Origin of the sequence: Allobosea sp. LC85, from assembly GCF_000735605.1 — a bacterium.
Lineage (GTDB): Bacteria > Pseudomonadota > Alphaproteobacteria > Rhizobiales > Beijerinckiaceae > Allobosea.
The window spans coordinates 22,510-46,596 of sequence record NZ_JPKG01000067.1 but is presented as its reverse complement, the minus strand read 5'-3'; the positions used below and the strand labels follow the sequence as shown (position 1 = coordinate 46,596).

Genomic DNA, 24,087 nt, shown 5'->3' with positions numbered 1-24,087 from the left:
GTAAGAGGCGGAGCCGGCCTCGTCTACACGTTCGGTTGGGATGCGAGCTACAGCCTTGCCCCAGCAGGGCTCGTCATGGGCGGCAAGGGGGGCTTGGGCTTCGGCGGCGGGGGCGGAGGCGTTGGTGTCGCACTCCCCGACTACGGCACGCTGAATATCGACGGGACTGTGGTTCTCGGCGGAGAGGGGGGACTTGGCGGATATGGCGGAGGCGGCGGCGCCGGCGTCTTTCTCAAAGACGGAGGCACGCTCAACCAACGCGCCGGGTCGATCACCGGTGGAAGCGGTGGCTACGGTACCAGCTTCGCGGCCCAAGGTATCGGCGGCGAGGGCGGAGCAGCAATCCTCGCCAATGCGTCGGCTCATGGCTATGGCGACACCCGCATCGACAACAGCACGACGATTGAAGGCGGCCGCGGCGGAGATGGAGCCAGCCAGGGAGGGAATGGCGGCGCAGGCGTGCGCATGGATGGCGGGAGCACGGGTTCCAGTTCCCCCCTCCCCAACAGCATCAGCAACAACGCGGGCGGCAGAATCACTGGCGGTCATGGCGGCGATTTTGTCTATGGCCTTCCGACGCAGGCTCTTGGTGCAGGCCATGGTGGAATCGGAATAGATTTCGGCAGCAATCCAGGCACGACGCAAATCGTCAACTACGGCGAGATCTCGGGTGGCAATGGCGGCATCTATCGCATCATGCCGGACAATATTGTTGGCTCTCCGAGCCCCTATGATGGTCAGGGCGGGGCCGGCGTGCGGATCGTCGCCGACAATGTATTCCTGCTGAATGGCGGCAGTATCTCCGGCGGCCTCGGTGGCGACGGGGTGACGCGGGCCAATGCCGTCGAGATCACTGGCGCCAGCAATCAGCTTTATCTTGTCAGCGGCTATAGTTTCCAGGGGAAGGTCATTGCCCTGGGAGCGGGCAACACCCTGACATTGGGTGGGTCAAGTGATCCCGCCTCCCCCTTCGACCTTTCCTCTCTTGGTGCCGCCGGTCTGTTCCAGGGCTTCGAGCGTTTCCAAAAGGCCGGAAACAGCACCTGGACGGTGACGGGCACCGGCTCGCAGGATTGGACGATTGCAGGCGGCACGCTCAAAGCCGCCAATCAAGGAGCCTTCGGCAACAACACGGCCTACTCGATTACGGGAGGCACGCTGGATCTCAACGGCTTCGATCTCACGACGTCGCGGCTCTCCGGTTCGGGGGGGCAAGTCAGGCTCGGCTCAGCCACACTGGTCGTGAATGAGACGGCCGCCAATGTCTATGGCGGCGCCATCGTCGGGGCTGGCGGCTTCATCAAGCAAGGATCCGGCATCCTGACGCTCACCGGCGCCAACAGCTATACCGGTGCGACAACGGTGGATGGCGGCGAGTTGCGCGTCAACGGTTCGCTCGGGAATACGGCGGTCACAGTCGGCGCCGCGGGCACCCTCTCCGGCGCCGGCAGCATCGCCGGGTCGGTGACGGTTGGCGGCATCCTGTCGGCTGGCAACAGCCCGGGCACATTGACCGTCGGTTCGCTGAGGCTCGATGCCGGTTCGATTTCCCGGTTCGAGCTGAACACACCTGGGCTGATGGGCGGCAGCGGCGCCGCCGGCAACGACCTCATCACTGTCAACGGGAACCTGACCCTCGGTGGCGTGCTCGACGCACGGGTGGCGGCGGCGGGCTACTACCGCCTGTTCAACTATGGCGGAGCGCTGACGGGCACGTTCAGCGCGACGGCTCTCACCTCGGCAACGCCCAGCTTCACGATCGCCCATTACGCGATGAAGTCCGACGTCCCCGGCCAGGTGAACCTCGCCGTGCTCGGTATCGGCCAGGCCATGCAGGTCTGGGATGGTGGACATTCAACCGGCAATGGCACCGTCAATGGTGGCGCGGGAACCTGGGGAGCCTTCGGAACGAACTGGACCGATGCCAATGGAAGCAAGAATCAAGGCTGGGGCAGCTCGGTCGGTGTCTTCACGGGAGCAACCGGTGGACCGGTGACAGTCTCCGGCACGCGGACCTTCGACACGCTGCAGTTTTCGACCAACGGCTATGTCTTGAGCGGCGGCACGCTCGCCCTGGCGCCGGTTGCGGGCCAGGTCGGCACGCTCAACATCGACAGTGGAATCACCACGACGATCGCCTCGGCGATCGCCGACGGTAGCGCATCCGGCCTGCTGGTGGTCGGCGGCGGCACTCTCATCCTGCAAGGCAACAACAGCTATTCCGGCGGCACCACGGTCACTGGCGGTGTGCTTGAAGTCTCTGGGGACGCCAATCTCGGCGCGCCCTCGGGCGGGCTCGCGCTGAACGGCGGGGTGCTGCGGACGGTCGCGGATTTCTCAAGCGACCGCGGCGTAACGCTCACCGGGATTGGCGGCTTCGACACCGCTGCAGATTCGAGGCTGACGCTGACCAACGCGGTGACTGGTGCAGGCGCAGCGCTGGTGAAGACCGGCTCCGGCACCCTGACCCTGAACGGCCAGAGCAGCTACACCGGTCCAACGACGCTCACCGCCGGCAGGCTCGTCATCGGCGACGCCGGCCATGGCGGGGCGAGCCTGGCGAGCCCGGTCATCGTCAATGGCGGTATTCTCGGCGGCATCGGCAGCATTGGCGGGCTCAGCGTCGCCGCGGGCGGCACGGTGGCTCCAGGCAATTCGATCGGCACGCTCAACGTCGCCGGCACTATCGGCTTCGGCCCCGGATCGGTCTATCAGGTCGAGATCGAGCCTGGCGGTGCCAGCGACCGGATCGTTGCGAGCGGCACGGCGACGCTGACGGGCGGCAGCGTCGCCGTCCACAAGGCGCCGGGGGCCTATCTGCCCGGCACGCGCTACACCATCCTGACCGCAACCGGCGGCGTCAGCGGCCGTTTCACGGCACTGACCCAGGACGCGCCCTTCGTTGATCTTGCCCTCGCCTATGATCCCGGCAGCGTCTTCCTCGATGTCGTCCGCAACCAGAACGGGTTCGGCAGCATCGGCCTGACGCCCAGCCAGATTGCGATCGGCGGGGCGGTCGAGACCCTCGGGCAGGGCAACGCCGTCTATAGCGCCGTGGTGCAGCAGGCGAGCGCAGGCGAGGCGCGCCGGGCTTTCGAGGCGCTCTCCGGCGAGGCCCATGCCTCGCTGCGCAGTGCGCTGGTCGAGGACAGCCGCTTTGTCCGTGAAGCGCTGAACGGCCGCCTGCGCCAGGCCGGATCGGAAACGAGCGGCTCGTTGCCGATCATGACCTATGCGCCGGGACAGGCTCTCCAGACCCTCCCCGGCAGCGATCTTGCGCTATGGGGGCGCGGTTTTGGCTCCTGGAGCCGGCATGACAGCGACGGCAATGCCGCAAAACTCGCGCGCACGATGGGTGGTTTCCTGATCGGCGCCGACCTGCCGCTTGGCACGGCCGGGCGGATCGGCCTCGCTGGCGGCTACAGCAACAGCAGGCTCGATGTGAACAGCCGGCTCTCCAAAGCGGCGAGCGACAGCTACCACCTCGCCCTCTATGGTGGCACGCAGTGGGGTCATCTCGGCTTGCGCTTGGGCGCCGCCCAGAGCTGGCATGATCTCGACATAGGCCGCAGCATCACCTTCCCTGGCTTCGCAGATGCAGTCACGACCGGCTATCAGGCGCGCACGGCGCAGCTCTTCGGCGAGGCAGGTTATCGTGTTCGGCTCGGCGGACTGACCCTCGAACCCTTCACCAATCTCGCTTATGTCCATCTCGGCGCGGATGGTTTCCAGGAACGCGGCCGGTCAGCCGCGCTCACCGGCATGAGCAGCCGCTTCGCCGCCACCTTCACGACGCTTGGCCTGCATCTGGCGAGTGATATTGTCCTGGACGGCGCGCAGACGGTGACCGTCCGGGGCACGCTCGGCTGGCGCCATGCCTTTGGCGATATCGATACGACTGCGGTGCTCGCCTTCACCAGCGGCACGCCCTTCGGCATTGCCGGGCTGCCGATCGCCCGCGATGCGCTGGTCACTGAGGCCGGCCTCGACTACGCGCTCGCCTCGGACATCACGTTGGGCGTCTCTTATTCCGGCCAGATCAGCAGGGACGCCCAGGATCACGGGCTCAAGGGCAACTTCACCTGGCGGTTTTGAGAAAGTCACCTGGCGGTTTTGAGAAAGACAGCGAGGCTCCGATCCGTTTGGGGGCGTCGCGCCGCGAGTGGGAGGCGCTCCGGACACACGTCGGTGTTGACCGCTGCGCCGATCTGCGAGAGCAACGCCGAACAGGCGCCGGCTTTCTCGACTGAACGGACGATCCGGTCCTCGACCATCATCCACAATCCGAACGCCAAACGGATCAGAGATCACTGGATGCCCGCGATCCCCCTGCCCTTCGTGGTCGCGCTGCTGCTGACCATCCTGTTCATCCGCGTGTTTCTCCAGGACAGGACGCTCCGGGACAGGACGCTGCAGGACAAGACGCTGCTTGGGCCGGTCAACGTCTTCATCGGCGCCTGCATTCTCCTGGTGGTCACGGTCGGGTTGCGCTGGACGATCGATGCGCCGTGGGTCCGGTTCCTGCAGCCTGTCATGGCAGCCCTCTTGCCGCCCGTCGCCTGGCTCTGCTTTGCAACGCTGCGGCAGCCGCCCGCGCTGCGGTCCTGGCCTCACTTTCTGGCTCCGGTCGCGATCCTGGTCCTCTCCGCCCTGTGGCAGCGCTGGCAGGCGCCGATCGACCTCATGCTCGCCGCGCTCTATTTCGGTTACGGTGCGGCCCTGGTTCGCAAGGGCTCTGCCGGGCCCGATCATTTCGAAAGCGTGCGACTGTCCGATGCCAATGGCGCATGCAGGGCCGTTTCCACCGTCGGCCTGCTCCTGCTCTGCTCCGGCCTGATCGATCTTCTGATCGTGGTGGATTTTGCGTCCCATCAAGGCAGCCATGCGAGCGCCATCGTTGCGGCCGGCAATGTCCTCATCCTTCCGGTCATCGCCTATGCGATCGCGGTGATCGGCCGAAGCGTACCGGACAACGACACTCCATCCGGCACGCCCCAGGCCGAAGACCCCGGGCATGATCCAGGTGAAGCGGCGTTTCCTTCCGCGACAGAGGAAGACGCGGGGATCATGGAGATGGTCGATACCGTGATGCGCCAAAAGAAGATCTATCGGGATCCGGATCTCACCCTGAACCGCCTCTCGCGCCGGCTTGGGCTTCCGTCCCGGTCCATCTCGAGCGCGATCAACCGCAGGCACGGTCGCAACGTACCGCAGTTCGTCAACGAATACCGGGTTCGCGAAGCCATGCGCCTGCTGGGAGAAACGGACCTGCCGATCACGGCCGTGATGTTCGAGTGCGGTTTCCAGACGAAATCAAACTTCAATCGGGAGTTCGCGCGCGTGACCGGCACGACCCCGAGCGATTATCGCCGCTCGGGTGGACCTCGCGCGGCGGAGCACGGCCGCTAGATCACGCTGCGTTTGGACGACATCGTCCAAACGCAGAAAACGTGATCGACTCTCATGGTTTAGAGCATGCTTGATGCGAAAAACCGTTGCCACTTTTTCGCAGCATGCTCTACGGCCTGACCGGAATGGAGCTGGCCAGGAAGCCGATGACGCGCAAGGCGATGTCCCGGTGGATCTCTTCGCGACTGCGCGTTCCGCCATCCCTACAGATCACACCGTTGCCGGGCTCAACCGTCTCGATGAAGGCGACAGCATCGGGCTTGCAGAGCCCCACGAAAGAAAAATGCGTGGCGTCGGGAATTTCGATGGAGATCGCCGAGGGCTTGGGCAGATGCGCCGCGAGATAGCCGGATTCGAGCCCGGGCGGTAATCCTCCGATATCGACCCCTGCGCCGATCACCAGGGCCGGCATGCGAAGGCTCGCCAGGCTTTCCGGCGTAAAGCCCCTGGCAAGACCGAGGTCGAGAGAGACGAACGCCTTGAGGCGCGGGTCGGCCAGGTCGCGTTCGAGTTCGATCCTGTCCAGGCCGAGATCGCCCTGGAGCAGACAGGCGCGGGGACTGGTGTTGCCCCGGCAGTCGGTCTCGAACCGTTTCGTGTCGAAACGTGCACCGGCCAAGGCCGCAACGGTCCATCCCCCCAGGGAATGACCGATCGCGGCGACCCGGCTGATATCGACCTTGCCCGCAAGCGTTGCATCGCGTTCGACGGCGTCGATGACACGGCTGAGATCGTGCGGCCGTTCCCACAGCATCGCCGCCTGCGCGGGATCCATGTCGAAGGTCGTCGTGCCGGGATGGTCCGGAGAGGCGACGACATAGCCGCCTGCGGCCAATTCCCGGGCGAGCCAGGAGAGATTGCGCCAGCTGCCGCCATGGCCGTGCGAGAGAACGACAAGCGGCAGGTCATGGGAGACGGGTGCGGCGTCGCGGATGACGGGCAACCCATGGAAGGCGGGATTGTCCCCGACGATTTCGGTCCTTGTCCCCTGTTCGGCAGGCCTCGAGTCGGCAGGATACCAGAGACTGACCTGGAGCGGCCGCGTCCCGCCCGTGTCGAGCTTCGTCTGGCGAAAACCGACGGCAGCGGCGGAGTGAGCCAGGACCGTCGTCATCAGCCATAATCCGGCTGCGCAGAGTGATCGTCTCAGCATGGAGGCCTCGGCTCGGAATGAGCGACCTTCATGGTTCAAGAACCGTCCGGCAGAGACCTCGAACGCGATCGAGGACGCCGGGATTGCGCGGATTCCGTTCCGTTCCGGTTTGGCAGCCGGCGGTCAGAGCGGGATCAGAGCGCCGGTCTCGCGGTCCGTGGCGCGATCGCTCGCCGCCAGGCCCGCCGATACCTGGGCGCGGTCGGCGGGGCTCCGGTTCTGGCTCAGCTTGCGCTTGCCCTCCAGCCGGGTGATCGGCAGGCGCAAGCCGATGATGCCGCGCAGTTGCGCCTGCACGAAATCGGGCGGAGCGTCGGACACCGCCCAGGGCGCAGCGCGCGCCCCCTCATGCAGGGTGGTCAGGCGGGTGACGACGTCGAGAAGGCGCACGGCGTCATCGAAGAACTCGACCGGGCCATAGGCGTGGACCGCGACATAGTTCCAGGTCGGCACGACCTTCCCGCTCTCCTGCTTGGCCTCATACCATGACGGCGTGACGTAAGCGTCCGGGCCCATAAAGATCGCCAGGGCGTCGCCCAGCGCCGCGCTCCGGCCTTGCGGGTTGGCCTTGGCGAGATGGCCATAGAGCACGCCATGCTCGCCCTCGCTCTCCTCGAGAAAGAGCGGCAGCGGCGTCGCCAGCACGCCATCCGCCGTCGCGGTGACGAAATTGGCGAGCCGCGCTGCACGGATCGTCGCTCGCAGGCTGTCACTGTCGTCGTCGCGGAAGGCGGGCGGGGTATACATCGCGGAACTCCTTGTGCTGGCGGGTGAGATGCGCCCAATCTGGCTTCCTGGAAACGGCCAGTTCCGAAGGTTTGATGTGGTCCAGTTCACTGACGGCGTCGCGCGCCGGATCATCGCGGCGATCAAGGAGCAGATCCATGCGGGCGCCTACCAGCCTGGTGACCGCTTGCCGTCGACCCGGACCTTCGCGGCCGAATGGGGTGCGTCGCGCACGACGGTGACGCTCGCCTATGGCCAGCTGATCGCGGAGGGCTACCTGCTCAGCCGGGCCGGGACGCGGCCGATCGTGGCCAAGGGGCTCGGCGCGGCGGCGCCAGCGCCGGCGCAGATCTCCGCGCCGCGGCATCTCTCAGGCTTCGCGCAACGCCTGCTCGCCCTTGCTGCATCCGCCCTGCCCCGGCCGGCCACGACGCAGCCGGCCCCGATTGCCGATTTCCGCTATGGCGACCTCGCCGGCGCGGATTTTCCGGTCCTCGCCTGGCGGCGGGCCCTGAACCGGGTCAGCCTGCGACGGAAGCCGCGGCTGCGCTATGGCGATCCGCAAGGCTCGCCTGCGCTTCGCTCAGGCCTGCAGGGCTATCTCTGGCGGGCCCGCGGCATCACCTGCTCGCCCGAGCAGATCGTCATCGTCAGCGGCTCGCAGCAGGGGCTCGATCTTTGCGCCCGCCTGCTGCTCGATCCCGGCGATGCCTTCGTGATCGAGAACCCCGGCTATCTCTTGGCCCGCCACGCCTTCGCGGCCGCCGGCGGCATCGCCCGCCCCGTTCTGGTCGATCGCGATGGGCTTACAACCGATGCCCTGCCCCCGGCCCGGCTCGCCTATGTCACGCCCTCGCACCAGTTTCCGCTTGGCGGCGTGCTCTCGGCGACGCGACGGCGCGCCCTCCTGGCCTGGGCGGCAAAAACCGGCGCCTCGATCATCGAGGACGATTATGACGGCGAGTATCGACACGACGTCGCGCCGATCCCGCCTTTGCAAACGCTCGACCCGGCCTCGGTGATCTATGCCGGGACATTCTCCAAGACGCTCTCGCCGACGCTCCGGCTCGGCTATCTCGTTGCCCCGCCTTCGCTTATCCCTGCCTTCGCCGAGGCCAAGCGCCTGACCGACCGGCACACGCCCCTGCTCGAGCAGGAGGCGCTGGCCGAGCTCCTGGCCGAGGGCGCCTATGAGCGTCATGTCCGGAGCATTCGCCGCAAGAACTCCGAGCGCAGGGCCGTGCTGCTGCAAGCGCTGGCCGAGGAGATCGGGCCCTCCGTCACCGTCGAAGGAGCCGATACGGGCCTGCATGTCGTCGCCTGGCTCAAGGATGTCGCAGCCGGGCGCGAACCCGCAATCATAGCGGCCGCGCGCGCCGCCGGCGTGGGGCTCCATCCGGTCTCGCCGCTCTATGATCCGGCGGGACTGCGGCCCCGCGAAGCCGGGTTCATCCTGGGCTATGCCGGGCTCGACAGCGATGCGCTGCGACGAGGCATCGCGCTGCTTGCAACCGTCCTGGCCGGGCAGCGCTGACGGACGGTGCTGGCCCCGTGCTCCCGGGCGGACCTCGGTCAGCTTGCTGGGTACACGTTCTCGCGTGCTGTCGCCTGAACTTAATGTCAGCTTCCGCACCGAGAGCGAAGGGGCAAAATCGACCCGTAACGGACGTTGTCAGGATGGTTTGACAACGCCTGGACTTGGTCCGTTAGCTGCCGTCCCAGAGGTCTGCTGTCCGGCAGTTCCATTGGTATGCAGTGCCAGTCACCAGTCCGCTCGCGAGGCGAGGCACTGGATCAATGTCAAGACCAGCAAGATCGTCCAGATGATTGCTCGTGTACTGGACGGGCAATCCTGTTAAACCTCTTCCAAATTAGTCCCTACTGGGCTCGGAAGCTGATATGCGACGCATCATCGAGCGTTGTGGCGCTGGGAATGGTGTCTGCGTACGATGGCCGCCCGGACTGCGAACCGGCCGACCCCACGTCGCAAGTGCCGACGGCCCCGCATTCAAGTTGGCACGTCGGTGGCGGCGAGTATTGGAATTCGCGTTTTAGGCGAAACCGCTGCCAGCCGTTGTTAGCATCAAAGAACGTAGCCTCCGTTTGACGCGATTTCCTGCGCCCAAAATAGGGAGATGATCTTGAAGACTCTCAAAGTCTCTACCGCCATCGGCGCTCTTATCCTTGGCGCTTCGCTCGGTTCGCCCTCTGTCCTATTGGCTCAGGATGCGGGAACGCTGGACCGCTCCTCAGCGGAGCGCCTGGCGCAGAAACCCGGCTACTCTCCCTACGCAGGTCGCAACTTTCCGACGCGGCCGTTTTTCGGGGATACCCATTTGCACACGGCGTTCTCCATGGATGCAGGCGCTTTCGGCGCCCGCCTCGGGCCGAAGGAAGCCTACCGCTTCGCGCGCGGCGAGGAGATCACGGCGTCGGCCGGCGAGCGGGCCAAGCTGTCCCGGCCGCTGGACTTCCTCGTCGTCGCCGATCATTCGGACGGAATGGGCTTCTTTCCGCTGATCGTGGGCGGCGATCCCGTGATCATGGCGAGCCAGCAGGGTAAGAAATGGCATGACATGATCTTTGCCGGCCAGGGCGCAGCGGCAGCGATCGACATCATCCAGAGTTTCGGCAAGGGCACGATCGACAAGGAGATCATGCCCGTGCCCGGAACCCGCACATTCCAATCGGCCTGGCAGCAGACGATCAAAGCCGCCGAGGAGGCCAACGAGCCCGGCCGCTTCACGGCCTTCATCGGCTATGAATGGACCTCGAACACTGCCGGCAACAACCTGCATCGCAACGTCATCTTCCGCGACAACGGTATGCGCGCGAGCCAGGTCGAGCCCTATACGACGCAGGCGCCTCTTGGCAGCGACAACCCACGCGAACTCTGGAAGTGGATGGCCGGCTACGAGGCGAAGACCGGCGGCAGCGTCCTGGCGATCGCCCATAACGGCAATCTCAGCAACGGGCGGATGTTTCCGCTCATCGAATCCTTCACCGGCAAGCCGGTCGACAAGCAGTATGTCGAGGAGCGCGCGAAATGGGAGCGTCTCTATGAGGCGACCCAGACGAAGGGCGATGGGGAAGCGCACCCCTTCCTCTCGCCCAACGACGAATTCGCCAATTTCGAGACCTGGGACAAGGGCAACCTCGACGGAAGCGCCGCCAAAACCAAGGATATGCTCGAATTCGAATATGCCCGCTCGGCATTGAAGAACGGCCTTCTGCTGGAGCAGCAGCTCGGCACGAACCCGTACAAGTTCGGCATGATCGGCAGTTCCGACGCCCATACCGGGCTGGCGGCGATGGAGGAGGACAACTTCTTCGGCAAGACCACGCCGCAGGAGCCGAGCCCCGAACGCATGACCAAGACCTTCTTCGCCAACCCGCAGACGGGCGTGAAGGTGATGGACTGGGAGGTCTCGTCCTCCGGCTACGCCGCCGTCTGGGCCACGGAGAACACGCGCGAGGCGCTCTGGGACGCGATGCAGCGCAAGGAGACCTATGCGACGACCGGCCCGCGCATGGCGGTTCGCTTCTTTGGCGGCTGGGAGTTCGATGAGAACGACGCGCGCAACCGGCTGCCGGCCCATGTCGGCTACACCAAGGGCGTGCCGATGGGAGGCGATCTAAAGAGCGCGCCAGCCGGCAAGGCGCCGACCTTCCTCGTTGCTGCACTCAAGGACGCGATCGGCGCCAATCTAGACCGGATCCAGATCATCAAGGGCTGGCTCGGCAAGGACGGGAAGCCACAGGAGAAGGTCTACGACGTCGTCTGGTCGGGAGATCGCAAGCCCGGCCCCGATGGCAAGGTGCCCTCGGTCGGCAGCACGGTGGACGTCGTCAACGCGAGCTGGACGAACACGATCGGCGCGTCCGAGTTGATCGCGACGTGGAAGGATCCGGATTTCGACGCAGGTCTGCGCGCGTTTTACTATGTCCGTGTCCTCGAAATTCCCACGCCGCGCTGGACCGCCTATGACGCGAAGCGCTTCGGCACCAGGCCGCTGCCGGGCACGCAGATGACGATCACCGAGCGCGCCTATACCTCGCCGATCTGGTACACGCCGTGATCCGGCGCCAGCACCGAGTCCGACACCTGCTCCCGGCGGTCGCTCTCCTTTCCGGAACGATTGCCGCTTCGGCCTGCGGGTTCGAGGATCCCAAGGGGGCCGATGCGGCGCGCGGTGCGCTCAACTGGATCTATCCGGAGGCGCTGCATGTGACATCCGCCGTCTGGCGAGCTCAGCTGGATGGCGCGATCGCACGCGACGATCGCCCAGCCGCGGCGAGAGCGCTGACCGGCTATCGCAAGGCAGCGGCCGATCTCGGCGCGCTGCGCGACCGACTTAGCGCGACGATGGATGGGGAGGCTCCGCCGACCTTCTCGATCCTGCTGATTGGCCCCATGCTCTGGACCCGGTTCGCGCCCGCGCAGCACGGGCTCGGCGTGGTGACGCATGTCGAGGGAGCGCAGACGTCCGACATCGTCATCGTGACGGACGAGCCCGTCGTCACCGCGCTGGTCTCAGGACGGATCACGCCGCTCGCCGCTCGGCAGCAGGGGTTGCTGAGGCTCTATGGGACGCGGGACGGGCGAGATCGGGTGTCCGCCTGGCTGGATCGCCTGCCTGCCCCGATGACTGCCACAGCCGGCAAGGACGGCAGCTGATTTGCCTGGCAGAACCTGGCCGCCGCTTGCGGCCAGGAATGGAGTGACCGCTATGACGCCCCTCACTCTTGATGATCGAGCCCTGCGATGATCGGACGTCTGCTCAAAGAACCGCTGGCACATTTCCTGGTTCTCGCGCTGGCAATCTTCGCGCTCTACGGGGCGCTCAACCGCACTGACGAGTCCCGCTCGGACGAGATTGTCGTGACGGGAGGCAAGATCGAGCAACTCGCCGGCCTCTTCGCCAAGACTTGGCAGCGCCCCCCGACCGCAAGCGAAATCAAAGGCCTGATCGACGACCATGTGAAAGAGGAGATCCTCTACCGCGAGGCGCTCGCGCTCGGGCTCGACAAGGACGACACGGTGATCCGTCGTCGCCTGCGCCTGAAGATGGAATTCCTGAGCCAGGCGCAATCTGAAAGCGCAACGCCAAGCGAGGCGGAGCTGGAGGCTTTTCTCAAGGGCAACCCCGACCGGTTTCGGATCGATCCGACGCTAGCCTTTCGGCAGGTCTTCCTGAGCCCGGAACGGCGCGGGGAAACGATCGAGCAGGACGTCGCCTCCGTGCTCGAGGTTCTGCGCGCGAAGCCTGACACCGACCCCGCGACCCTGGGCGACCCGACCATCCTGCCGCTAGAACTGCCGCCGACGCGCAAGGCCTCGATCGGCCAGATCTTTGGAACGGGCTTCGCGGAAGCGTTGGCCCAGACACCGCCCGGCGAGTGGGCCGGACCGGTGAAGTCGAGTTTCGGGCTTCATGTCGTTCATGTCGGGGAAAGCCGCACGGGTCGGTCGGCGACGCTCGACGAGGCCCGCGACAGCCTCGCACAGGAATGGACGAACGAGCGGCGTCGGCAAACCGAGGAGGCCCAGCTCGCCGAACGGCTCAGGCGCTACCGGGTGAGGATCGAGACGCAAGCGGAGAACGCAGCCCCAACCGGGCGAAGCCCGTGATCCGCCTATTCGCCGCTCTGGTCTGTCTTTGGCAGATCCTGTCGGCCGCGCAGGCGCAGGCGCATGAATTGCGCCCGGCCTATCTCGACATCCGGGAGACGGCGGCCGGCGACTTCGCCATCCTCTGGAAAACGCCCGCGTTGGGTGAAATGAGGCTCGGACTCTATGTTCACTTGCCGGAGCCGTGCAGGCCGAAGGGCGAGGCGGTCAATTCCTTCGAAGCCGGCGCCTATTTCGAGCGTTGGATGGCGAGCTGCCCCGGTGGACTGAAAGGCCGCAGCCTGACAATCGACGGTCTGCGCACGAGCCTGACCGACGTGCTGGTGCGCCTGGCCAACGCCGATGGCTCGACACAGGTCGCGCGCTTGACGCCGGAGACGCCGAGCCTCGTCGTCACCGGCTCCCAGACCATGGTCGAGGTGGCGAAAACCTACTTCCTGCTCGGCGTCGAACATATCCTCCTCGGCTTCGACCATCTGCTGTTCGTGCTGGCGCTGATGCTCCTCATCCGCGACCGCTGGATGCTGCTGACGACGATCACAGCCTTTACACTCGCCCACAGCATTACGCTGGCGGGCGCGGCGCTCGGTTATCTCAGCCTGCCGCAAAAGCCGGTCGAGGCGGCGATCGCGCTCAGCATCGCCTTCGTCGCAAGCGAACTCGCCCGGTCTAGACCCGGCCAGCGGCGCACCTCGGAGACCTATCCCTGGCTCGTGGCCTTCGCCTTCGGTCTGCTGCACGGGTTTGGCTTCGCCGGTGCGCTGAAGGAGATCGGCCTGCCGCAGACCGATGTCCCGCTGGCCCTGCTGACCTTCAATCTCGGCGTCGAGGCCGGGCAATTGCTCTTCGTCGCTGCCGTCCTCGTGGCGATCAGGGCCGCAAATGCCCTGGTTGCCATCTCGTTCGCGCCCGTCCGCATGGCGGCGTCATATCTCATCGGCACCATGTCAATGCTCTGGCTGGTCACGCGTATCGAGAGCTTCTGGAGCTGACGAGGACGAAGCCTGTCCCCGACCCAAGTGTCGACGATGTAGGGTGACTGGGGTGGGCGGGCGCCGCAGACGCGCGGTGGCATCGACGGGGCAGTCCTTCGCGACCACTAGTTGAACCGACCCAATCGCAAATTGAATTGACCGACAGCGGGGACAGCGGCCGATCGATGTCCGCTTCTTTAATCGGGCATGGAGTCAATTTTCGCACTTGGCGCGCGATCCGGACACTAGAGAGACCCAGCGTGAACGTCTGGAAGCCCCCCATTGCGGCCCCCGAGAGCCTCCGCTTTCGGGCATGGCGATGAGATCTTGGGAGAAGGTTACCCAACCCGTCGCATCGCGAGGTGTCTTTGCAAGCAGGTAGCCACGCGATCACGTTGCGCTGGACGACATCGTCCGAACGCAGCGTGATCGCTTCTCATTGTTTAGAGCATGCTTGATGCGAAAACCGTTGCCACTTTTTCGCAGCATGCTCCAGCAACGGGCGTTGTGGCTGGCTCATGCAGGGTTCAGCCGGCGCCGGTTCGCCCGCCGGCCGACCGCCTTGCCTGACAACAGCTTTCGCCCTCCCATTTTTGGCAAGGCACGCCCTTCGGAGACGGCGCTCAGTGCAAGGCGATCACGCCATGCATTTGCAGGGCCTCGATCACGCCGTCGAAAATCAGGCCGCCCCCGATCGCGGAAACAAAGAACCCGACGATGCGCGTGATCGCGTCGATCCCCATCGGGCCGATTCTTTGCGTGAGCTTCTCTGCATAGATCAGGCAGATATAGGTGGTGAACATCGTCGCCACGATTGCCGCAGAAATCGCGATGAAGGAAAGGATCTCCTTGGATGAATCCTTGATCGTCGCAGTCATCCCGATGATCGTGGCGATGCCGCCGGGGCCGAACATGATCGGCATCGCCAGGGGCACGAAAGCGATGTTGGCCTCGCCGGTATCGGCGCCCGAGAGGCCCAGATCGTCGCCCGACTTCCTGGGCATGAACAGCTCGAACCCGATCTTCATCAGGATGATGCCACCGACCACCCGCACCATGCTGAGCGGAACCCCGAAAATCCGAAGCAGGAGTGTTCCGAAAATGAAGAAGAAAAAGCAAAGCAACAATGCGTAGACAGAGGCTTTCAGGGCGACCGTGCGGTGCGTTGCATTGTCCTTGCCGGACAACAGCTTGAGGTAGACCGGCAGCACCTCGAACGGATTGATGATGGCAAGCAAGGTCGTGAAGGTCCCGATGAAGAGAGAAAGCTCGGTCCTCATCCGGTTACCCCTTCCGGGCAAGAGAACGCCCAAGCTCTGTCAACACGTGACGTCGGACCGACGCATTCCGGGCCGCAAGATATCGCCGGGCAAATCATCGCCCGGAAAAACGTCACCCGGCGCGACGTGGACCTGCCGCAAGGATTGGCAATCCTGGCCTTGCTTCAGAACTTCAGGCTGAGCCCGACGACCGGACCATGCATCAACATGTCAAACGCGTAACGCCGACGTCCCTCACCCTGGGAATAGTCGGCGTAGAGCGCCCGGTAACCGAGGATGCCCGAATAGGTGATGCCGTTCTTCTCGGCGAAATCGAAGCTGTAACCCGCAATACCCTGCCATGAGAACTTGCTGCCGCCGCCACCAAGGTCGCCGCGCAGGAAGATGTCCTGGCCGGGCGCGACGCCGATCCGCATGCGCGCGCCGGCAAAGCCGTCGACCCAGTCCACCGAGCCGGAGCGGGCGATCGCCACGTTGCGCCCGAAGCTGAGATCGCCGACGTCGAGAGTCGCGCCCGCGTCGAAGGAGAGCTCGGCGCTTTGATACCAGTAGCGCGCGCCTGCCAGGACGTCGAAGGCGACCGATCCGTAGCGCGCCAGTTCGTAGGTAGCCCCGGCTTCGAGGATGGCCATCGAGGTCTTGGCATCGCCGGATGCGCCGACCGCGCCCACGATATCCGGCGTTACGCTGCGCGTCCTGATGCCCCCGCGATCCACGCTGACCTTGAGCCCGGCGAAATTGCCAAGAAGAGAGAACCGGCCGTTGCGGGCCTCGACATCCGCCATCAGGGCAAACAGCGTGCCCCCCTCTCCGAGTGTGGCGTCGACGATATCGATGAAGCTCGCATCGACCTTCGCGGTTCGCCCCCTCACGGTCTGGTTTCCGTTGAGAGAGATGAGCCAGCCATAGGGCGTGAACCGGTAGGTCCATGCCGAGGTCATCACGGGCGGCACGGGCGCAGCCGGGGGTGGCAGATCAGCGGCTTGCGCGCCGATGCTGCCGAGCCCGAGCATCATGGACAAGGTGAAGCCGCAGAACCTTGCGCGGTTGAGTGTCATCGCAATCCCCTTTTTGCGACTCATGCTCTAAAATTCCGCGCCCAGCATCCGTCGAAGACTGCTCCCGTTCAATCTGCAACTTGCCATCAACCGCTCGGCAGCGACGGGTGTGACATATTTACTTGAGCCGTTTTACTTGAGCTGTCCTGCCCAAGTTCGAATCCGGGATCGTCATTGACCGATTGGCGGCCGAGCGCGAGCCGGGATCGTCGCGGCCGCGCGCGCAGCGGGCGTTGGGTCTCGCCGCTCCATGAGTTCGATGCGCTGCGATGAGGTACTGCGCTGCTGGCAACCATCCTGGCCGAGCAGCGCTGGCGGACGGGTTCGACGCGGTCTGAGATCAGATATGACGCGAACGACCTGAGGTATGTTATTGCCAGGCATCGACTTTCCCCTGTTTATTCTGGACGCCGCCCTCATCGGCCGGGACTGTCTCACGTCGGGCCGCGCCAGGACATGCCCACCCCGCGCAGACGGAGCGGGCGAACTTGTCCTTCCGGTGCGGCTGGGGCCTCTCTCGCCATGGCGGGACCGCATCGGCAATTCCGCACTGCTTGCCCGGGCGGCGGAACCAGGGATACGGCGAGCGCGTTTTAAGTCCAATACGGTATTGACAGCACCATATGGGCAGCACCGTCATGAAAGCCCTTCTTCCGGTCGTGCTTGTCGGGGCGGTTTTGAGCGCCGCCATCACTGCGACGCCTGCGGATGCTGCCCGGAAAAAGAAGACCCGGGCCCTTGCCGCCGTCCCTCCTGCAGCGAGCGTCGTGCAACCTCCCGCAGACAGATTCCTGGCCTGCGACGTCCGGGTTCGAGACTATCTTCGCGAAGGCGGAGCGGTGATCCTGGCCACGAAGGTCGAAGTGGATGACGCGCGGCTGCAGCTGAACATTCACCATGAGTATGGCGAGGCCGGAAAATCTGCCCGAAAATACCTGCGCGGGGAAACGGAAGACGAAATGCGCAAGAGCCTGCGCGCGATCCTGGACGAGTATGCGGCGGCCGCCAAGGCTGCAACGGACGGCCGCGCCTGGTATGTGATCGTCCCCCGCAAGATCATGCCCGATGTCCGCCCCGACGCCCGCGACAATCCGGGCGAAGCCACGGGTCCGTGGACGGCCATTGTCCTTGCGGATGTCGAGGGGCGATGCAGACCTGTCGCGTTCTATCAGTCGGTCGATCGAAACAAGCTCGATCCCGAGCTGAACAAGAAATTGGAAGAATAGAGCATCGGACCGAAAAGTGGATCCGGTTTTCGGAATAATCCGATACTCAAACGAAGAGCTGGAGCGCCGCTCCGGCGTCCGAACGGACCCAGCGCGATCCCTGGAGCATTTCCGCTGGCGCGTGCCGGCGCTTCCCACGAGGTTTCGTTCCCTCACGTCCGCAAGGGCTGGCGGTCCTCGACGGGATCGTGTCCCGATCACATTCCGGGTCGACCCCGATAGCAGGCGGCCCAAAGCCGTGGGCCCGGCGACCTGGGCGCAGGACAGCAGCGGACCTGGGCAGCAGCGGACTTGGGGCAGCAGCGGACTTGGGAGCAGCAGCGGACTTGGGAGCAGCAGCGGACCTGGGACCCCACTCCCCTTTTTTGGGAACCGATGCCCGCCGGCTCAGTTGCCCCGAGAACCCCACCGCATCGGAGGAAGACGATGAGCACGATAGGCCTGGATGTCTTCGAACGGTCGGCGCAGGCTACCCATATCTGGCTGAACGAAATCACCGAGCAGATCGGCCCCGACCGCAAGCTGGCCTGGCATGTCCTCAGCGTGGTGCTTCGCGTCCTGCGCGACAGGTTGCAGCCTGAAGATGCCGCCCATCTCGCGGCGCAATTGCCGCTCTTCGTGCGCGGCGCGTTCTACGACCAGTACCGCCCCTCCCAGCAGCCCTTGGCGCTGCGCACGCAGGACGAGTTCGTGCAGCGCATCCAGGACACGCTCGGCAATGTCAGGCCGGTCAATCCCGCAGCGGCGGCGAAAGCCGTTTTTGCGGTGCTGCAGCACCATCTCGACCCTGGCGAGATCGCGAAGGTGCGCCATGCGCTGCCAGAGGGGATCCGCGCCCTCTGGCCGGCGCAGAAGAGCGCCGGCGATGTCACGGAAGAGAGGAGACTCCGGCACTGAGGGGCGCCCGGCCGCAGGAGAGCTTGCAGGTACAGACCTCGCAGGGTCAGAGCTTGCAGGTACAGACCTCGCAGGGTCAGACCTTGCAGGGACAGACCTTGCAGGGACGAGATTTTGCAGGGTCGCCCGCCGCATGGCGGCCGACTTCCTTCCGGTCGGTGGCCGGGACTCGTGACGAGCCGAGGCGGAAACTCATCCCTCCAGATCGTCCATGTCCGGGGACAGCAAGTCGATAAGCACGGCAACCCTGCCGGACGGCAGCGGTCGTCCCTCGTTGATCAAGGCCTCGTCGCTCTGCAGCCAGACCCAGGCCTGGGCGAGCTCGTCGCGCGTTGCATCGGTCGACAGGATCTCGGCCATGAGCACCTCATCGATGGGTCCGAGTATCGCGGTGACGTCGTCGGCTGTCATTGTCATCCCCTCCCTGGCCTGCCGGCATCCCGCCGGCTCTCCTGAAAGGAAACTCAAACATCCGAAAAGAGTTCGACGACAGCCCTCGCCCTGGCCCTTGAACTGGCAACTCTCTGTTCTAAATCGATAACTGCCGGTGCCGATCGTGGGCCGGCAGCGCCCAGGCGGCGTCGAGGCGGTTCAGCCGAGCGCCGGGTGCCTTCTTGTATCCATGTTGCTCGAATGAGGATGTGGCCACGAGAACCGCTTTTCCTGCACCGCCCCGACTGGCTGCAAACCTATGGAAAGGAGGAGAAGCATGAGCGTCCGTGATCTGATTCCATGGGGACGTGGCGGCGACCAGCTGCCATCCCTTTATCGCGAGGGCGATCGCAACCCGTTCGTCTCTCTGCATCGCGAGATGAACCGGCTCCTGGACGACGTCTTCCGCGGCTTCGATGGCCGTTTTCCGAGCTTCGGGTCACCCTCGACCTTCAACGGAGGCTGGCCCAGCGTCGAGATCTCGGAGACCGACAAGGAGCTTCGCGTGACCGCCGAAATGCCGGGGCTCGAACAGAAGGACGTCGAAGTCCTGCTTGATAACGACGTGCTGACGCTGCGCGGCGAGAAGCGTTCGGAGGCCGAGGATACCCAAAAGCAGTTCTCCGAACGGCACTATGGCCGTTTCGAGCGGCGCATTCACCTCGGCCATGAGGTCGAGGCGGGGAAGGTCGACGCGCAGTTCAGGAACGGTGTCTTGATCGTGACGCTGCCCAAGACCGCGAAGGCGCAGTCGCAGGTCAAGCGGATTGCGATCAAGGGCTGATCGGCCGGCCCAATCATCGGACCGGACATCGTACCCGGTCCGATGATCTAACCTTGTGTTCGCATCGGCCTTGCCCCGAAAACCGCAATCCACTTTTCGGGCCGATGCTTTGGACGAGTGGGCGCAAGCGCCTCACGAGCCCGGCACGGCGCACCAGCGCTCATTCCCGCTCCAGCATCTCGGCGATCGCCTTGATACGGCTTCTTGCGTATTTCGGCAGCCCGGCGCTCAGCGAGCTGCCGCTGTTGAAGGAGCTGTTGCCCATGAGCAGTTGGCCGGGCACGAGGTTCCGAAGGACCGGTGTCTTGATGTACTCCCTTTGCTTGTTCAGCATGTCGTTCCTGACCGCGACCACGATATAGACCGTCGCAATGGCGGCGTTCGGCTCGGTCGGATGCTGTTGCACCACGGCGAGCAGCTTGCCGAACTGAATGACCTGGTTGGCCCAGAAGATGTTTTGCTCCAGCGCGCTGGCAACCTTCGACTCAAGCCCGGTCAGGCTCGGCAGCGCGTCGAGGTCCGGTCCGGCGACCATCCTGATCTCGCTCTGGAACTCGACGAAATCCGGAATCGGCTTCCTGCTCTCCTCGCGCAGCTTGTTGGCGAGCTGAATGCCAGCCGGAATTTTTCCTTCGAACACATAGCGCGACTGGGTGCAGATCGCCTGCGCCTCCTCGCACCAGCGGCGATCGGGCGGACGACTGCGTGCGGCGCCCGCAACTTTATTGGGAATGGCGTCGGCCGCCGCGATCGGCCGGTGCTTGACCGCCGGATCGACACGCTCGAGGAACGCGACATTGGCATAGCGCGACAGATCCAGCGCCGCCGCTGGTTTCGTCAGTCGAAAGCGTGCTTCCGCAAGGTAAATCGAAAGGCTGAATTTAACCTGCTCGCTGCTGGTGGGCTCGACGAAGCTCGGGAAAAGCGAGAGGAAGCGGCGCTGAACCGGGCGTTCGCGTGCCCAGGCTTCGAAGGCAATCAGTCCGGTCGAGGGATCGGCGAGCCTGGCGTCGCCCTGGTCGGCGAAGAGAACGGTGCGCGGCGTGAGCTGCGCGATGGGAACGCTGGCGACGGCCGGTACATCCTCCAGCCTAAGCTCCTGCGCGTTCGCACCCGTGTGCGCGACCAGCCAGGCGGCGATGAGAAGAGCGGTGCGGCTGGTTTTCATGGCATCGATGCTCATTGGATCCGCCGCCAGAAATAGTCGGGATCAACGCGTCGCGGCGGTCGCGGAAGTCGGTCATCGTCATCGAAATATCCGCCCCAGGGGGGATGCTCGCGCGGAACAACACGCCAGGGCGCGATCGGGAACGGGCGGTTGTCGCTGTAGCGGCGGCGGTCATCGGGCCATTGCTCGAATGGCTCGCCGTTGTTGCCGTAGCGACGCCTGCCAGGGGACGATTGTTCGAATGGCTCGCCGTTGTCGCCGTAGCGACGCCTGCCAGGGGTCCATTGCTCGAATGGCTCGCCGTTGTCGCCGTAGCGACGCCTGTCAGGGGTCCATTGCTCGAATGGCTCGTGGTCTTCGCCGTAGTCGCCGCCGTCGTCGCCGCGATGTCGGGCGTAGCTCTCTGCGCGCGAGACGATCCGAAATCGCGTGTCACCGATTCTGCCTGTCGCGTCTCTCCTGAGATACTCGGTGAAAGCGTGCCCGGCGCCGGCCGGCGCCGGATCGCCAGTGTCCGGATCGATCGCGAAGGCGACGAGCTGACGCATGGCGTCGCGCGATGGTCCCTTCAACGCCGTCTTGGGAGCCTGCACCTCCCAGGCCGCCTGCATGATCGGCTCGAACATCGGCAGCGCCACTTTGCCGCCGGTCTGACCGCGCCCGAGCGTGCGGCGCTCGCCGTCACCGTTGTCGTAGCCGACCCAGATGGCGACGGTCACGTCGTTGGTGAAACCGACGAACCAGGCATCGGCCGTGTCATCGGTGGTCCCCGTCTTGCCACCGACATAGGGTGACAGATGCTTCGCTGCGCGCGCGGTGCCACGCGCGAGCACGCCCTGCAGCATCGATTTCAACTGGTAGAACGAGGCGCGATCGGCGGAGCCGATCCAGGTCACACGCGAATTGTGCCGGTAGATCGGGCGGCCGCCCTGTTCGATCCTGTCGATGGCATATGGACGAGGCAGAGCGCCTTCATTGGCGATGGCCGCATAGAACGCCGCAAGGTCGATCAGCCGCACGGCCTGGGCACCAAGCACGAACGGATAGTAGCGCATGCAGTCCTTGTAGAGCTGCGCTTCCATCGCAAGCTCGCAGACGCGGTCGAGGCCGTGCTCGGCGCTGTCGTCGAGGCCGGTCGCGAGCAGTTGCGCGGTGGCGAGATTGCGGGAGTTTTCCAGCGCGTTCCGCAGCGTGATGGCGCCCAAGGCGCCGCCATCATAGTTCTTCGGAGACCAGAACCCGCGCTGGCGCGTATAGGCCGTGGCGCCGATCGGCGAGAGCGTGATGGGTGCGTCCATCACCAGCGTGTTGGGTTGCAGGCCGTTGCGCAGAGCGGCGAGATAGGTCAGCGGCTTCAAGGTCGAGCCGGGTTGCCGCGGGCTCTGAACGACACGGTTGAGCTGACTTGCCGGATAGGAAAAGCCGCCGGTCATCGCGAGAATGCGGCCGGTCTCGTTCTCGAGCACGAGCACCGCTCCCTGCACAGCCGGCCGAACGCGCAGATCGGCCCGTGCCGTTTGCTTGCCCGTTGCTTTTTGATTGCCCGTGACTTTTTGCTTGGCCGTAACTTCGGACACCTGCACGTAGACGACGTCGTACGGTTTGAGATTGCGCCGGATCGCGGCGTCCCAGGTGTTCAGCGGCAGGATGCGTCCGTCGATCAGGCCGACCGTGATCGCGTTGCCACGCTTGCCGTGCGTGTTGTCCAGCACGACCGCCGTTTCCCAGTGAACATCGTAGAGCGGCAGCCTTGTCGTCTTCAGCGCCGCGAGCCAGGCCGGCTCCACGCGCTTCGGGTCCGCCGCGGCAAGCCGGACGGCATCGGAAATATTCGCCTCGGGTCCCTCGAATTTGGAGCGCGCGGTGCTCAACTCGTATCGCGCGAGGCCTTCCTGCAATGCTGCCTCCGTGACACGCTGCAAGGCCGGATTGATGGTCGCGTGCACCGTGTAGGACGATTGCGTGAGCGTATCGAGCTTGGCGACCGCCTTGGCCTCGCGGGCGACGTAGTCGACAAAGTGGAAGCCTAAGTCCCGCCGCAGCGGCTGGTATGCGACGAGCTGCGGCAACTCCGCCTGCGCCGTGGCGGCGTCGATCATGCCGTCCTCGTGCATGCGACCCAGCACGTAGGCCAGGCGCGCGCGCGCGCGCGCGGGGTGGCGATCGGGATTGAAGGCGCCCGGCCCCTTGGCGAGCCCGGCGATCAGCGCGCCCTCGACCGCCGACAGCGCCTTCGCCGGTTTTCCGAAATAGCCCTGCGCCGCCATCTCGATGCCCCAGGCCCCGCGACCGAGATAGATCGAGTTGAGATAGAGCTCGAGAATCTCCGCCTTGGTCAGGGCGCGCTCCATGCGCGAGGCGACGATCATCTCGCGCAATTTTCGCTCATAGGTGACATCGTTCCCGACAAGCAGGGTCTTGGCGACCTGCTGGGTAATGGTCGAGCCGCCCTGCGGCCGGCCCGGCTGCGCCAGATTGCCGATGAACGCACGCACCAGCCCGCGCTCGTCGATGCCCGCGTGCTGATGGAAGCGCTTGTCTTCGGCGGCGATGAAGGCGTTGCGCACCACGTCCGGGATGTCGGCAAGCGGCACCGGGACACGGCGGTTGTTCGGTGTGAAAACCTCGGCAAAGCGCTCGCCCTTGTTGCCGAGGATCACGCTCGTGCCCGGCAGCTTGAGACCCTTGAGCTGCGCGACGTCGGGCAGGTCCTTGACCGCGTTGTTGTAGAAGGTGATGACCTGACCGAGATCGACGGACGCGTTCTCCACGGTCTCGAGCTTGCAGAACTGCCGATAGGCCCCGTGCAGGTCGTCAAGTTTCAATCCCTTGAGCGCCTTGATCTCCGCGCCCAGGGCCTCCTTGTCCTCCGTGGCGGTGGCGATCAAATCGTCGAGGTTGATATCCTCGATGTCAAAAGCCTTGCGCATGTGGACGCAGCCGGCGTTCAAGAGCTGCGCCACCTCGGCGCGGTCGCTCACCGCGTCGAACTCGGTCTTCACCGCATCCGGCCGGGTGGTAACCTGGCTGAAGGTCAGCGCCGTGGCGAAGATCTTGATGAGGATCGAGTCCATCCTGCTGACGGCCGAACAGCCGCCTCGTAAGTCATGGCGAATACATCAATAAACCAACAACCGTTTGAGGAGAAGGTTCCCGTCGCGGCGGATGTCTTAGCCAAATCGCCGACCTTCACCTGATCGGCGCCGCGCCAATCGGCCGCAACCGCTCGATATCGATTTTCAGCCCGGCGACGGCGGCCTCTCCGCGAACGCCCTTGACCCCTTTGCTTTCGCGGTCGAGCGCGCCCGGAATGCCGACGAGAAACTCGGCGCGCTGCGCCTCCCGCAT

The 24,087-nt window shown here is 64.9% G+C and carries 19 protein-coding genes; 11 read left to right on the top strand and 8 right to left on the bottom strand.

Going from position 1 to position 24,087, the window contains the following annotated elements; genetic code table 11:
* Together FG93_RS30120 and FG93_RS30115 are read left to right on the top strand one after the other, a co-directional pair.
* On the top strand, positions 1-4,095 hold a 4,095-nt coding region (locus FG93_RS30120; protein WP_161783915.1), incomplete at its 5' end, for an autotransporter domain-containing protein.
* Positions 4,096-4,188: 93 nt separating this feature from the next.
* Entirely contained in the window at positions 4,189-5,409 is a 1,221-nt protein-coding gene (locus tag FG93_RS30115) for an AraC family transcriptional regulator (RefSeq protein ID WP_244448780.1), read from the top strand.
* Positions 5,410-5,518: 109 nt separating this feature from the next.
* On the opposite strand, the gene FG93_RS30110 is transcribed toward FG93_RS30115, so the two are convergent.
* Both FG93_RS30110 and FG93_RS30105 read right to left on the bottom strand, forming a co-directional pair.
* Positions 5,519-6,523 carry an alpha/beta fold hydrolase gene (locus FG93_RS30110; protein ID WP_244448779.1) on the bottom strand — a complete coding sequence of 335 codons (1,005 nt, stop codon included), beginning with the start codon at positions 6,521-6,523 and terminating at the stop codon, positions 5,519-5,521.
* A 162-nt stretch (positions 6,524-6,685) separates the two neighbouring features.
* A complete protein-coding gene (locus tag FG93_RS30105; protein WP_043242454.1) occupies positions 6,686-7,309 on the bottom strand; it encodes an FMN-binding negative transcriptional regulator in 624 nt (207 codons plus the stop codon).
* Between the two features lie 76 nt (positions 7,310-7,385).
* On the opposite strand from FG93_RS30105, the gene FG93_RS30100 reads away from it, so the two are divergent.
* The 5 genes from FG93_RS30100 to FG93_RS30080 all read left to right on the top strand — a co-directional run bounded on the left by FG93_RS30100 (position 7,386) and on the right by FG93_RS30080 (position 13,912).
* Complete coding sequence (locus tag FG93_RS30100) at positions 7,386-8,822, top strand: PLP-dependent aminotransferase family protein (RefSeq protein WP_043242451.1); 1,437 nt, start codon at positions 7,386-7,388, stop codon at positions 8,820-8,822.
* A 601-nt stretch (positions 8,823-9,423) separates the two neighbouring features.
* Positions 9,424-11,367, top strand: coding sequence for a DUF3604 domain-containing protein (locus FG93_RS30095; protein ID WP_043242449.1), 1,944 nt, complete (start codon positions 9,424-9,426; stop codon positions 11,365-11,367).
* Entirely contained in the window at positions 11,364-11,966 is a 603-nt protein-coding gene (locus FG93_RS30090; RefSeq protein ID WP_052514386.1) for a hypothetical protein, read from the top strand. The genes FG93_RS30095 and FG93_RS30090 overlap by 4 nt, the downstream gene beginning before the upstream one ends.
* Positions 11,967-12,053: 87 nt before the next feature.
* The gene (locus FG93_RS30085; RefSeq protein WP_043242447.1) at positions 12,054-12,920 is read left to right on the top strand and encodes a peptidyl-prolyl cis-trans isomerase; all 867 of its coding nucleotides are present in this window, start codon (positions 12,054-12,056) and stop codon (positions 12,918-12,920) included.
* Positions 12,920-13,912, top strand: a complete 993-nt coding sequence (locus FG93_RS30080; RefSeq protein WP_244448781.1) for a HupE/UreJ family protein — start codon at positions 12,920-12,922, stop codon at positions 13,910-13,912. The genes FG93_RS30085 and FG93_RS30080 overlap by 1 nt, the downstream gene beginning before the upstream one ends.
* A gap of 605 nt (positions 13,913-14,517) precedes the next feature.
* On the opposite strand, the gene FG93_RS30075 is transcribed toward FG93_RS30080, so the two are convergent.
* Together FG93_RS30075 and FG93_RS30070 are read right to left on the bottom strand one after the other, a co-directional pair.
* Positions 14,518-15,174 (bottom strand): MarC family protein, encoded by a 657-nt coding sequence (locus FG93_RS30075; RefSeq protein WP_043242443.1) that lies wholly within the window; start codon positions 15,172-15,174, stop codon positions 14,518-14,520.
* 164 nt (positions 15,175-15,338) lie between these two features.
* Positions 15,339-16,232 (bottom strand): hypothetical protein, encoded by an 894-nt coding sequence (locus FG93_RS30070; RefSeq protein WP_043242441.1) that lies wholly within the window; start codon positions 16,230-16,232, stop codon positions 15,339-15,341.
* A gap of 623 nt (positions 16,233-16,855) precedes the next feature.
* Between FG93_RS30070 and FG93_RS30065 the strand changes: the two genes are divergently transcribed.
* The 3 genes from FG93_RS30065 (at position 16,856) to FG93_RS34110 (ending at position 18,530) form a co-directional block, all read left to right on the top strand.
* Positions 16,856-17,458 carry a hypothetical protein gene (locus tag FG93_RS30065; protein ID WP_043242438.1) on the top strand — a complete coding sequence of 201 codons (603 nt, stop codon included), beginning with the start codon at positions 16,856-16,858 and terminating at the stop codon, positions 17,456-17,458.
* A gap of 426 nt (positions 17,459-17,884) precedes the next feature.
* Complete coding sequence (locus tag FG93_RS30060) at positions 17,885-18,355, top strand: DUF2267 domain-containing protein (protein ID WP_052514385.1); 471 nt, start codon at positions 17,885-17,887, stop codon at positions 18,353-18,355.
* Positions 18,270-18,530 (top strand): pentapeptide repeat-containing protein, encoded by a 261-nt coding sequence (locus tag FG93_RS34110; RefSeq protein WP_081882010.1) that lies wholly within the window; start codon positions 18,270-18,272, stop codon positions 18,528-18,530. The genes FG93_RS30060 and FG93_RS34110 overlap by 86 nt, the downstream gene beginning before the upstream one ends.
* A 17-nt stretch (positions 18,531-18,547) precedes the next feature.
* Here FG93_RS34110 and FG93_RS30055 read toward each other — a convergent pair whose 3' ends face one another.
* Positions 18,548-18,772, bottom strand: coding sequence for a hypothetical protein (locus FG93_RS30055; protein ID WP_043242436.1), 225 nt, complete (start codon positions 18,770-18,772; stop codon positions 18,548-18,550).
* 292 nt (positions 18,773-19,064) lie between these two features.
* Between FG93_RS30055 and FG93_RS30050 the strand changes: the two genes are divergently transcribed.
* Positions 19,065-19,571 carry an Hsp20/alpha crystallin family protein gene (locus tag FG93_RS30050; protein WP_043242433.1) on the top strand — a complete coding sequence of 169 codons (507 nt, stop codon included), beginning with the start codon at positions 19,065-19,067 and terminating at the stop codon, positions 19,569-19,571.
* A 160-nt stretch (positions 19,572-19,731) separates the two neighbouring features.
* Here FG93_RS30050 and FG93_RS30045 read toward each other — a convergent pair whose 3' ends face one another.
* The 3 genes from FG93_RS30045 to FG93_RS33115 form a co-directional block, all read right to left on the bottom strand.
* Positions 19,732-20,754: a hypothetical protein gene (locus FG93_RS30045; protein WP_052514384.1), complete on the bottom strand. Its 1,023-nt coding sequence runs from the start codon at positions 20,752-20,754 to the stop codon at positions 19,732-19,734.
* Entirely contained in the window at positions 20,751-23,813 is a 3,063-nt protein-coding gene (locus tag FG93_RS30040) for a penicillin-binding protein 1A (protein WP_043242431.1), read from the bottom strand. The genes FG93_RS30045 and FG93_RS30040 overlap by 4 nt, the downstream gene beginning before the upstream one ends.
* Positions 23,814-23,928: 115 nt before the next feature.
* On the bottom strand, positions 23,929-24,087 hold the full coding sequence (locus FG93_RS33115) for a hypothetical protein (RefSeq protein WP_161783914.1): 159 nt from the start codon (positions 24,085-24,087) through the stop codon (positions 23,929-23,931).

What these genes read in the sequence shown, in the direction of transcription:
- FG93_RS30110 (WP_244448779.1), bottom strand. Translation starts at nt 6,523, where the DNA reads ATGACGACGGTCCTGGCTCACTCCGCCGCTGCCGTCGGTTTTCGCCAG.
- FG93_RS30105 (WP_043242454.1), bottom strand. Translation starts at nt 7,309, where the DNA reads ATGTATACCCCGCCCGCCTTCCGCGACGACGACAGTGACAGCCTGCGA.
- FG93_RS30095 (WP_043242449.1), top strand. Translation starts at nt 9,424, where the DNA reads ATGATCTTGAAGACTCTCAAAGTCTCTACCGCCATCGGCGCTCTTATC.
- FG93_RS30085 (WP_043242447.1), top strand. Translation starts at nt 12,054, where the DNA reads ATGATCGGACGTCTGCTCAAAGAACCGCTGGCACATTTCCTGGTTCTC.
- FG93_RS30075 (WP_043242443.1), bottom strand. Translation starts at nt 15,174, where the DNA reads ATGAGGACCGAGCTTTCTCTCTTCATCGGGACCTTCACGACCTTGCTT.
- FG93_RS30070 (WP_043242441.1), bottom strand. Translation starts at nt 16,232, where the DNA reads ATGACACTCAACCGCGCAAGGTTCTGCGGCTTCACCTTGTCCATGATG.
- FG93_RS30065 (WP_043242438.1), top strand. Translation starts at nt 16,856, where the DNA reads ATGGGCAGCACCGTCATGAAAGCCCTTCTTCCGGTCGTGCTTGTCGGG.
- FG93_RS30060 (WP_052514385.1), top strand. Translation starts at nt 17,885, where the DNA reads ATGAGCACGATAGGCCTGGATGTCTTCGAACGGTCGGCGCAGGCTACC.
- FG93_RS34110 (WP_081882010.1), top strand. Translation starts at nt 18,270, where the DNA reads ATGCGCTGCCAGAGGGGATCCGCGCCCTCTGGCCGGCGCAGAAGAGCG.
- FG93_RS30055 (WP_043242436.1), bottom strand. Translation starts at nt 18,772, where the DNA reads ATGACAATGACAGCCGACGACGTCACCGCGATACTCGGACCCATCGAT.
- FG93_RS30050 (WP_043242433.1), top strand. Translation starts at nt 19,065, where the DNA reads ATGAGCGTCCGTGATCTGATTCCATGGGGACGTGGCGGCGACCAGCTG.
- FG93_RS30045 (WP_052514384.1), bottom strand. Translation starts at nt 20,754, where the DNA reads ATGAGCATCGATGCCATGAAAACCAGCCGCACCGCTCTTCTCATCGCC.
- FG93_RS30040 (WP_043242431.1), bottom strand. Translation starts at nt 23,813, where the DNA reads ATGGACTCGATCCTCATCAAGATCTTCGCCACGGCGCTGACCTTCAGC.
- FG93_RS33115 (WP_161783914.1), bottom strand. Translation starts at nt 24,087, where the DNA reads ATGCGGGAGGCGCAGCGCGCCGAGTTTCTCGTCGGCATTCCGGGCGCG.